This window comes from Klebsiella sp. V115_8 (genome assembly GCF_029967715.1).
GTDB lineage: Bacteria > Pseudomonadota > Gammaproteobacteria > Enterobacterales > Enterobacteriaceae > Klebsiella > Klebsiella quasipneumoniae.
In genome coordinates, this window is record NZ_JASCAR010000044.1 from 279,860 (window position 1) to 290,082 (window position 10,223).

General features: G+C 49.7%; 7 protein-coding genes. 5 read left to right on the plus strand and 2 right to left on the minus strand.

What is annotated here, in order from left to right; genetic code table 11:
- From QLG03_RS22830 to QLG03_RS22845, 4 genes are all read left to right on the plus strand, one after another.
- A complete protein-coding gene (locus QLG03_RS22830) occupies positions 1-2,535 on the plus strand; it encodes a fimbria/pilus outer membrane usher protein (RefSeq protein ID WP_255987580.1) in 2,535 nt (844 codons plus the stop codon).
- The gene (locus QLG03_RS22835) at positions 2,519-3,577 is read left to right on the plus strand and encodes a fimbrial protein (protein WP_255987582.1); all 1,059 of its coding nucleotides are present in this window, start codon (positions 2,519-2,521) and stop codon (positions 3,575-3,577) included. The genes QLG03_RS22830 and QLG03_RS22835 overlap by 17 nt, the downstream gene beginning before the upstream one ends.
- A gap of 10 nt (positions 3,578-3,587) precedes the next feature.
- A complete protein-coding gene (locus tag QLG03_RS22840; protein ID WP_032452877.1) occupies positions 3,588-4,100 on the plus strand; it encodes a fimbrial protein in 513 nt (170 codons plus the stop codon).
- A 131-nt stretch (positions 4,101-4,231) separates the two neighbouring features.
- A complete protein-coding gene (locus QLG03_RS22845; protein WP_101997241.1) occupies positions 4,232-4,855 on the plus strand; it encodes a LuxR family transcriptional regulator in 624 nt (207 codons plus the stop codon).
- Between the two features lie 252 nt (positions 4,856-5,107).
- Here QLG03_RS22845 and QLG03_RS22850 read toward each other — a convergent pair whose 3' ends face one another.
- Positions 5,108-6,295, minus strand: a complete 1,188-nt coding sequence (locus QLG03_RS22850) for an outer membrane protein transport protein (RefSeq protein WP_101866051.1) — start codon at positions 6,293-6,295, stop codon at positions 5,108-5,110.
- A gap of 60 nt (positions 6,296-6,355) precedes the next feature.
- Positions 6,356-7,981 (minus strand): mechanosensitive ion channel domain-containing protein, encoded by a 1,626-nt coding sequence (locus tag QLG03_RS22855; protein WP_255987584.1) that lies wholly within the window; start codon positions 7,979-7,981, stop codon positions 6,356-6,358.
- Between the two features lie 619 nt (positions 7,982-8,600).
- Between QLG03_RS22855 and QLG03_RS22860 the strand changes: the two genes are divergently transcribed.
- On the plus strand, positions 8,601-10,190 hold the full coding sequence (locus tag QLG03_RS22860) for an arylsulfatase (protein ID WP_049014088.1): 1,590 nt from the start codon (positions 8,601-8,603) through the stop codon (positions 10,188-10,190).
- The last annotated feature ends 33 nt before the right edge of the window (positions 10,191-10,223 follow it).

The following is a 10,223-nucleotide window of genomic DNA, read 5'->3' on the forward strand; positions in this document are numbered from 1 at the left end:
ATGATGATGGCAATGGATTATATAAAAGCACGTTCTCCACGGTTGGCATTATTGATAACCATCGCGCTCTTCGGTAATACGCAAAATAGCTATAGTCGCGATTTTTTTAATCCAGAACTGGTTGAACTGGATAATCCGGGGACAGAAAAAGTCGATCTTTCTGGTTTTGAATCGGGCGCGCAAGCTCCCGGGGATTATCATGTTGATATCGTCCTGGACGATCGGTTAGTTGATACCCGCGATATCAGGTTTGTGTTGCTGAAAGAGCCTGGCGGTGATGACAAATTAGTCCCCTGTTTATCCATTGAGCAATTAGAAAGCTGGGGAGTGAAGACTGGACTTTTTCCCGCGTTAAAAGGCGAAACATCCTGTGCGAACCTGTCCGCGATCCCTCAGGCCAGTACGGATTTCCAGTTTGCCATGCAGCGTCTGGTATTGAGCATTCCGCAAGCGGCACTATCAGCGCAAGCGCGCGGAGCGGTGTCGCCGGATCGCTGGGATCAAGGGATTAACGCCGCCCTGCTCAACTACAGTCTGAGTGGGGCCAATAACTGGGCAAAAAATAGCAACAGCAGCACCAGCGATAATCAGTATGCCAACCTGCGTCCTGGCGTGAATATTGGCCCCTGGCGGTTAAGGAATTACACCACCTGGTCGCGCGATTCACAGGGTCACGATGCCTGGAAGACGGTTTATACCTATGCTCAGCGTACGATAATCCCGTTACAGTCGCAGCTCACGCTGGGTGATAGCTCTGCCCCGGCAGATGTCTTCGACAGCATGCCTTTTCGGGGAGGACAACTTGCCTCCGATGATGACATGCTGCCCGACTCCCTCAAGGGCTATGCCCCAGTGGTGCGTGGTATCGCCCGGACCAATGCCCAGGTGATAATTCGCCAGAATGGCTATCAGATATACCAGAGCTTTGTGGCGCCGGGGGCTTTTGAAATCACGGATATGTATCCTACCGGCGGCGCCGGCGATCTTGATGTCACTATTAAAGAGGCTGATGGCAGTGAGCAGCACTTTAGCGTGCCATTTGCCTCCCTTCCCGTATTACAGCGTGAAGGCCGAATAAAATATGCGTTAACGGGCGGCCAATATCGTTCTTACAACGGCAGCGTGGACAAAACGCCCTTTGCTCAGATGAGCGTTATTCTCGGCTTGCCCTATGGCTTTACGTTTTACGGCGGATTACAGGAGTCGAGTAAGTACCAGTCCCTCGCCGCGGGCGTCGGTAAAAACATGGGTAACTTTGGCGCAATCTCCAGCGATATCACCCAGGGCTGGTCCACGCCGCAAAATATGCCGAAATCCAGGGGGCAATCATGGCGGGCTCGATACAGTAAAAATTTTGCCGCAACGGGCACCAACTTCGCGATTGCCGGCTACCGCTATTCGACCAGCGGCTACTATGGCATGCAAGAGGTCCTGGATTCTTACGGTGACAGTCAGGCGCTTCAGGACCGACGCCGCAACCGTGCAGAGCTGACGTTGAGCCAGGGGTTGGGAGACCATCTGGGATCGTTGATGCTGAACGCCGCGCGTGAAGATTACTGGAATTCGGGTAAGGCGATGGAATCATGGAGCGTTGGGTATAACAACTACTGGCACAGTATCAGTTATGGCCTGACCTGGACGCTGAGTAAGAATGGGAGCGCGGGATCGTACAGCTCACCCCAGAGCGACGATAAAAACCAGATGCTGGCGCTGAATATCAGCATTCCCCTGGAAAAACTGTTGCCGCAGACATGGGCAAACTATGGCATGAATACCAGCAAGAATAACGGTACGACACACAGCGCTGGGTTAAATGGCGTTGCTTTGCCGAATAATACGCTCAACTGGAATATTCAACAGGGTTTCGGCACTCACGATGCGGCCTACACCGGCAATATGAATGGTGATTATCGCGGCACCTATGGCGAAATCACAGCCGGGTACAGCTATGACAAAAATACCGATCGTCTGAATTATGGGATTCAGGGAGGTGTGGTTGCGCATGCCAATGGCCTGACGTTTTCTCAGCCCTTGGGTGAAACCAACGTGCTGATTGCCGCCCCCGGGGCTGCCGGCGTAGGCATCCAGAATATGACCGGAGCGACAACCGATTATCGCGGATATACGGTTGCCTCTAACTTAATGCCTTATCGCAAAAATGATGTGTCATTAATCACCGATACATTACCGGCTAACGTTGAGTTAGAGCAAACGGTTAAAACCGTGGTTCCTACGCGTGGCGCGATTGTCAGGGCGAATTATCGGGCAAGCGTAGGCGTTCGCATGTTGATGACCTTGAGCCAGCGAAACGGCCAGGTAGTGCCGTTTGGCGCAATGGCCAGCGTTGATGGAACAGATCATAACAGTTTTATCGTGGGTGATAGCGGACAGGTCTATTTGACGGGTCTCGATCCCGAGGTAAACCTGACCGTGAAATGGGGAAATCAATCCGCAAACACCTGCAGGGTTCATTACTCGATAAACATGACGAAGCTGAATAACGATGTGATTATCGATAATGCTGTTTGCCGATAACGTTGAAATGAATTTTTATATCAGGTGCATAGGTATGCGACTTTTCCGATCTGCATTATTAATGCTGGCTGTGTTGTTTCCATTGAGTGGCTTCTGTTGTGATTATACTTACATCGGCTCTCCCTATACCGTGGATTATGGCAATATTATCGTTCAGCGCGATGTTCCCGTTGGCCAGGCGATAAGCAATGAGATATATGGCTCTTTAGCACATGCTTATACCTGCGTCACAACCGGCAATGAAGGGTCTAGCTCAGGAATGAAAAGCGCTATTTTACCCTATGTCGCGACGTACGGCGCGCGGCGCGTTTATCAAACCAATGTGCCTGGGGTGGGTATTTCTTTTGGCTTTTACATGAACTCCAAAGCAGGCGCGTCGACGTATAGCGGCACCGATTATATTGACCGCGGTAACGCTTCAATGTCCAGTTGGTCTTCAAACCCAGGCGAGCTGGTTATTCATGATTATCAGCCGGTTATACAATTCTGGAAGATTGGTGATATTACATCTGGCTCAGTAACGGGGCAACTGGCATCGTTTGTCGCCTTTACGATGCAATATCTCGGCGGAGAACAAGCTCCTGAGATCCCCGTCAATGCGGGGACCGGATCTATTACCCAGGTGGCATGCGCGGTGACAACGTCGAATATGGTATTTGAACTGGGGGACGTTTTGGTCAGCGAGTTTGGTTCTGCGGTGGGATCAACCCCCGCTAATGCGCAGAAAACGCAGAATCTCATTCTGGACTGTGACGCCGGAGCCAATATTAACGTCATGCTCTCCGGGGCACAAAATCCAGACGTCAGCGATAATACCGTGCTGGCGTTAACCGGTCAGGGAAGCGCAGGCGTCGCACAGGGGGTTGGCGTGCAGCTGGTTTATAACAATACCCCTCTCATCCTTGGCAATAATCTTGTTCTGAAGAGAACCAATGGCGGCCAGGAGATGTTTCCGTTAACCGCACGCTACTATCAGACCAATACAACGGTAACCACCGGCATCGCCAATGCCTCCGCAACGCTGAGTCTTACCTATCAATAAGGGCTGTTAAATGAAAATAAATAAACTCGTGTTGCTGATGGCATGCGCAATAGTATTGCCTGCGTTGTCGGCAGACAACGTCGATATCAAAGTCACAGGTCGGATTATCGCAGCACCCTGCGTCTTTAACGGGGGGAGTGAAAATATGAATGTTGATCTTGGTAATATCCAGGCAACAAACATGTTCACCCCCGGGTCATCTTCCGATCCGGTTACCTTTAATCTCCTGTTTACCCGCTGTCCGCCGGGTACGCTAAGCGTGACAACCCGTTTTAGCGGAACGCCTGACCCGGAAGCGGGCATGAATTATTACCAAAACAGTGGCACGGCAACCCGTGTGGCCATTGCGATGTCTGACGCTACTACAGGTTTGTTGATGGGCAGCGGATCCAGCATCACGCAAAATATTGCCGCAGACAGAACGGCGACGATTCCGATGAGCGCCATGGTGACCTCAGTGGCGGGAAGGCCGACGCCAGGTTCCATTCATGCCGTTGTCGTTTTGACAATGCAATACAACTGACGGGTCGCTGGCTATAGCGGGTCATAGGCGCGTGAGTCGTCATCCCCTTCAGGAAGCTAACAGGGTAAAAAAGCTGCGTCTATTATTCCCCCAATGCAGCTGCGCTTAATAATTATGTTTCGGTATAGTAAATGGTTAACATTGTAATAAAAGAGTGGGATACCCTCTTTAGGCGTGGGCTGACCTTTTTTTTTAATGATTTCTTTTCTCAGCACAACACTAAAGTTAATTTCATCTTTAACTTTACCTCAGAAAGCGTGAAGGTAGCGGACGTTATTGTGCTGGCATTATGCCCAGGAGAATGTTTTATTTGCCGCCCTGAGCTGCGGAGTCGAAAAAAAAGCATTGTGATTGGTATTGTTGATGATGACATGCGTGTCTCAGCGCTACCCTCTTGCTTTCAGGATATTATCTTTCTCTCTCGCCGACATTCCGTGACGCAGTTACGTACAGCAATGCATACCGCCTGGCACCGGCTGCAGCAGACAAATTATCGGCACTCAACCGGGTCATGTTGTGATTGCCAGCTTACCAAACTGTCGCCACAGCAAATCCGCATCATGAGCTATTTAAATGAGGGAATGTCAGTCATGCAAATTGCCGAAGAACTGATGGTGAGTGAGAAAACGGTCTATACGCATAAATATATGGTGATGAGGAAATTTAACTTACATAGCGATTATGAGTTAATGCTCCTGCTCAATAAACTGACAATAAATAGCGACTGGCCCAAGGGCTTTATAAATGTAAATTAATGATAGCTGGCAAGTCACAGAAACAGACCGTCGAACGTCTTCCCAGCGCCACTTACCATCGCCCCCGGGTCTCAAAAAAAGACCCGAGGGATCGTGGATAACCAGCGCTCAGGATATACAGGCGAATTAATCAAACTGATTCAGGATAAACGCCACACCCACCGTACAAAGGCGGTGATGCCCCTTTACGAGGGCACAAAAAATCATTTGTGCATCCCTCCCCGCGCATTGCACGGCAAAGACATCAGCCCATTAGAATTGATAACTATAGTTTACATTAGCAAACCATAAATATGGGTGGTTGTAGCTACCGCTATAGATAGCAGGCGACTGAACGTGAGACGATTGCATATGCAAGTAGGAGACGGCGACGCCAATATTACTCTGCGGTGTAATCTGGTACTGGGCGCCTGTAGCAAAACGCCATTCATCACCCGTCGGTAAGGTCAGCGCTACGTCACTCTGCGAATCGTATACCGTGCTGTCAAAGGCAACACCAGCGTTGAGACGCCATTGTTCGGTAGGACGGTACTGCACGCCTAATGCCGTATGCCAGGAATCCTTCAGACGGCTCTTTTTATCCAGTTCCTGCCCCGCCACGGCAATTTGTGGGGCGCCAAACTGGCTCCAGTCCTGCCAACCGAGATCGCCCATCACCGACCATTGTTTATTGATATCATGCACCAGGCTCAGCATAATTTGCTGAGGCGCGCGTACCTGCGCTGAGACAGGAAGCTCGTACTCAACGTTGGCTAAATTCGGCAAGCGCGCCTTACCATCAATATCAAAATCGTATTCTGTCTTACTCGTCCATGCTATACCAAGTCGGGTCTGTTCCGTCAGCTGCATCAGCAAGCCAAGACGATACCCTAACGCCCAGTCGTGATCCTTCTGCGTTTCATCAGTATTATCGACGTTACGTGTTAATGACAGGAAGCCATAGTTGATGTTTACAGAGCCGCCCACAGACACTCTATCGCTTAATTTGTAAGCGATTGAAGGGCTGAGTGTCATCGCCACCATGGTGCTTTTCTTGATTAATCTGTCCCCAGCCCACTGACCAAAGTCAATCCCCAGGCCATAGTTGCCGTAAATGCCGAGGCCAGCATAGAGATCATCATTGATTTTTTGCGCATAGAATGCGCTGGCATTAGGGAAGAAGCGCATAATATCCCCAGGGCTCTTACGTCCGGCGTCATCGTTAAGTGAATAAGATACATCACCGTCCATCGCCTGAACTCCCCCGGTAAACATATGGTCAGGCAAACGAGTCATCCCGGCCGGGTTGGTGACAATCGTTGATGCATCCTGAGCGCGAGCAGCCTGCCCTGCGCCTGCCAGTGCCGTATCTTCTGTGCCAATTTCGTAGAAGTAGAGTGCGCTCGCCTGCGTGGTCTGCGAAATAAGGAGCCCAAAACATACCAGTATCAATTTTTTCATGCGCTATCTGCCAATTTATATTACAAAATGTCCCTCTCTGTCAGGAAGGACGGAAATAAGTTACGCACTCACATTTTTATTGCCATCAGGAGGAACCGCCGGGGCTGAATACCAGTTTTCTTTGGCAACAGTGACTGAACCCTCAGGTTGCATAACATAATTCGGAGACATAATCTGTACATTGAATTCGTTAAATACATCCTGAATATGGCTATAAAGCTCATTGCGTGCTGCGGCTAATGATTGCCCTGCTTTCAGTTGTACCTGTAATTCATAGGCGATATACCAGTCCATCAAACTGAGCTGGCGTACCAGCGGTGGTTGAGCCGGATCGACTGAGCTTGCCCGTTTGGCGGCGAGCTCTAGCATGGCATGAACCTGTCGCCAGGGTGTGTCATAACCAATCGTCACGCTGATGGTCAGGTTGATGCCACCACCGTGAGCATGTGCGCTCAAATTGGTGATTTTTCCACTCACAACCACCGCATTAGGCACCGTGACCACGTAATTTTCTCGGGTAATGATCTTGGTGGCCAACATACCAATTTCACTCACCAGCCCTTCGTTATCGGCCACGCGTATGACATCGCCTTTGCGCAACGCACGGGAATAAATCAGTACAAGACCGCTCATGGCGTGGTTCATCACCCCGGCGGAACCTAACGTCAACATCAGACCAAAGAAGACGCTGATCCCTTTAAACGCGAGCGAGTTAGCGCCAGGCAAAAAGGGGTACGCTGCTGACAGCGCAAACAGCCATACCACCACAGCGATCAGTTTACGAGTCGCCCCGACCGTTTCCGGATGAATGCCAGGAAGTTGCAAACGCCCTGCTGCCACCTGATTGAGAACCACTTTAAGCAGTTTCAAAATCACAGCGGTTAGCATAAAAATAATCAGCACGATCATCAGGCCCGGCAAGGCAGATACCACAGCAAGCGCTATGCCCTGAAAAGCGCGCACAGACCAATCGCCCAGTGAGGCTCCCCATACGCGTGTCCATGGGAACAGGCTTAATACCCAGCTCAGCCAGACATACAGTGCTATGACGCCCAGCAAGATCATGAATATGGCATAAAGTCGCGCTTCGATAGCACCGATAAAGCGTCGCCAGCTTTGGGGGATCCAGCTACGATTCTCGATGATACGTCGCCGAAATAGATGTTTTACCCTGCGCCATGAGCGGTATGCACCGTACCAAAGCGCGACTAGCCCAAGCAGACCTCCAACGGCTTTTATGGCGGAAAGCACCAGCCAGCTGCGGTTATACTGGTCGCGCAGAGCGGTTCTCTGTGCCTCCATACGCGCCATAACCCGCTGCGCGGCCTGATCGAGTGTGAGGTCATCCCCTTCGTCAAGATCACCTTCGGTAAGCAGCATAACTGGCTTACCGTTCATCACGATGAGTTTTCCAGGCTGGTTATAACGGGTAACAGATACCAGTTTGAGAGGTTGGCGAACATCCTCCTCAGTGAAATTCCGCAGCGTATTTCTAATTCGCAATACCCGCTCTTCCGGCGTGGTAAGTCCAAATTTAGCCTGCAGCATGACTATCGGCTGATGAAAGATATATACCGTACGGGCACGCTCTTGCGGCGTCGCCTCCTGTCGTGGCTCTGCGGCATGCGAAATGAAACTTGTTATCGTGAACAAGCTCGCCAGACAAATGAACAGAATTTGCTTCATTTCCACCCTCAACCCACGAAACATTGTTGTTATTGTTCTGAAAAGTTTTGAACTATTTCTCTTTAATAATTGAGCATAGACTAGCCGTTCACTTCTGCAATACGCACCAGAAGATATTGTTCGCCTATCTTATATCTCTCCCCCCGCCGACTAACGGATACAACCGACTATTTCGATGTTGAAAGTGAGTTCACATCAATATTGCCCAAAGGATAACATTTTTCACCAGTAATGCATAATACGTAGTCTATAAAATAATACGATTATTTAATCGATTCAGCATGAATACACTAAACTTTTGCATGATAATAAGTTAAAGGGATATTCGGATTTTCCTTCCATTTATTTGACGCAACGATGGAAGTGATGCTTCGTAACTGACGCGGGATGCCGTAGCGCCGCTAATTTATTAATAAACAACATTTCCTTTTATATAGTCGCGCTTTTGAATTAATCTGGTTTTCCGATGAGTGACAGAGAATTCACTATAACCGCTAGTAATATTTCATTGACGATACGTGATTTTTCGTCAAGCCTATTAATTTTATTACTAAAATTAATGTAAGCGTTTTTACCCGTCTATACTCAACTTGCCATCATAAAGACTGGAGTGTCCCTAATGCAAAAAAGTGTCCCCTTTAGAAGGACCGTGATTGCCAGCATGCTGACGTTAGCGGCTGGCGTGGTTTCCACTGTCCATGCAGCACCCGCAACGACCGCCGCAGAGAATGCCCCGAAACAAGATCCCGCTAAACCAAATATTGTGGTAATTTTTGGCGATGATATCGGCTACTGGAACCTGAGTACCTACAACCAAGGCATGATGGGATATAAAACCCCAAATATCGACAGTATTGCTGCCGAAGGCGCCAAGTTCACCTCTTATTACGCTGAGCAAAGCTCTACCGCAGGACGCTCATCGTTTATTACCGGCCAGATGCCTTTCCGCACCGGGATGAGTAAAGTCGGAATGCCGGGCGCACCTCAGGGTCTGCAAAAAGAAGATCCAACCATTGCGAACATCCTTAAGCAGCTGGGCTACGCTACCGGTCAGTTTGGTAAAAACCACCTGGGCGATCGCGATGAATTCCTGCCGACCGCTCACGGCTTTGATGAATTCCTGGGTAACCTTTACCACCTGAATGCCGAAGAAGAGCCAGAAAACTCAGACTATCCGAAAGATCCTGCCTTCCGTAAGGAATTTGGTCCGCGCGGCGTAATTAAGAGTACCGCAGACGGCAAAATTGAAGATACGGGTCCATTAACGGTGAAGCGTATGGGCACCGTGGATGAAGAGACCCTGGCTGCGAATAATGACTTCATGGAGCGCCAGGTTAAGGCCAACAAACCGTTCTTTACCTGGTTCAATACCACCAGGATGCACAATAAAACCCACCTGAAAGATGCCAGCATTGGTGCAACGGGCCTTGGGACCTATGCCGATGGCATGGTTGAACACGATAAAATGATTGGCGAAGTGCTGAAGAAAATTAAAGATCTCGGCATTGAAGACAATACGATCGTCATTTATACCACTGACAACGGCCCCATGACCGCGACCTGGCCAGATGCCGGTATCACACCGTTCCGTGGCGAGAAGAATACGGGCTGGGAAGGCGGTTTCCGCGTCCCTGCGATGATCAAATGGCCAGGTCATATTAAACCAGGCACGCTAATTAATGATATTTTTGCCAGCTACGACTGGTTCCCTACCCTTATTGCCGCAGCGGGTAACCCTAATATCAAACAAGAGCTTTTAAAAGGTTATAAAACGCCATCTATTACTTATAAAGTTCATCTCGACGGCTATAACCAGCTCGACTTCCTTCAGGGCAAAGGCGAGGATCAGCGTAAAGAATTCTTCTACTGGAGCGATGACGGCGATCTGCTGGCTATGCGCTACGGACGCTGGAAAGCGCATTTCATGATTCAGGAGCATACCGGTCTTGATTTGTGGCGTTATCCGTTCACCAAACTGCGTGCGCCAATGATCTTTGATCTCGAAGTTGACCCGCTGGAGAAAGGCAGCGACGGTATGGGATACAACTCCTGGTTCTACGATCGTATGTTCCTGATGGGCGGCGCGCAGAAGTACGCCAAAGAAATGTTGGCCACCTTTAAGGAGTTCCCGCCACGTCAGAAGCCAGGTTCATTCACGATCTCTGATGCTTCGGCAATGCTGGAACAAGGCTCTAATATCAATAAATGATGAAAGCCTGCGGACAGACTGCCCCGGCAGTCT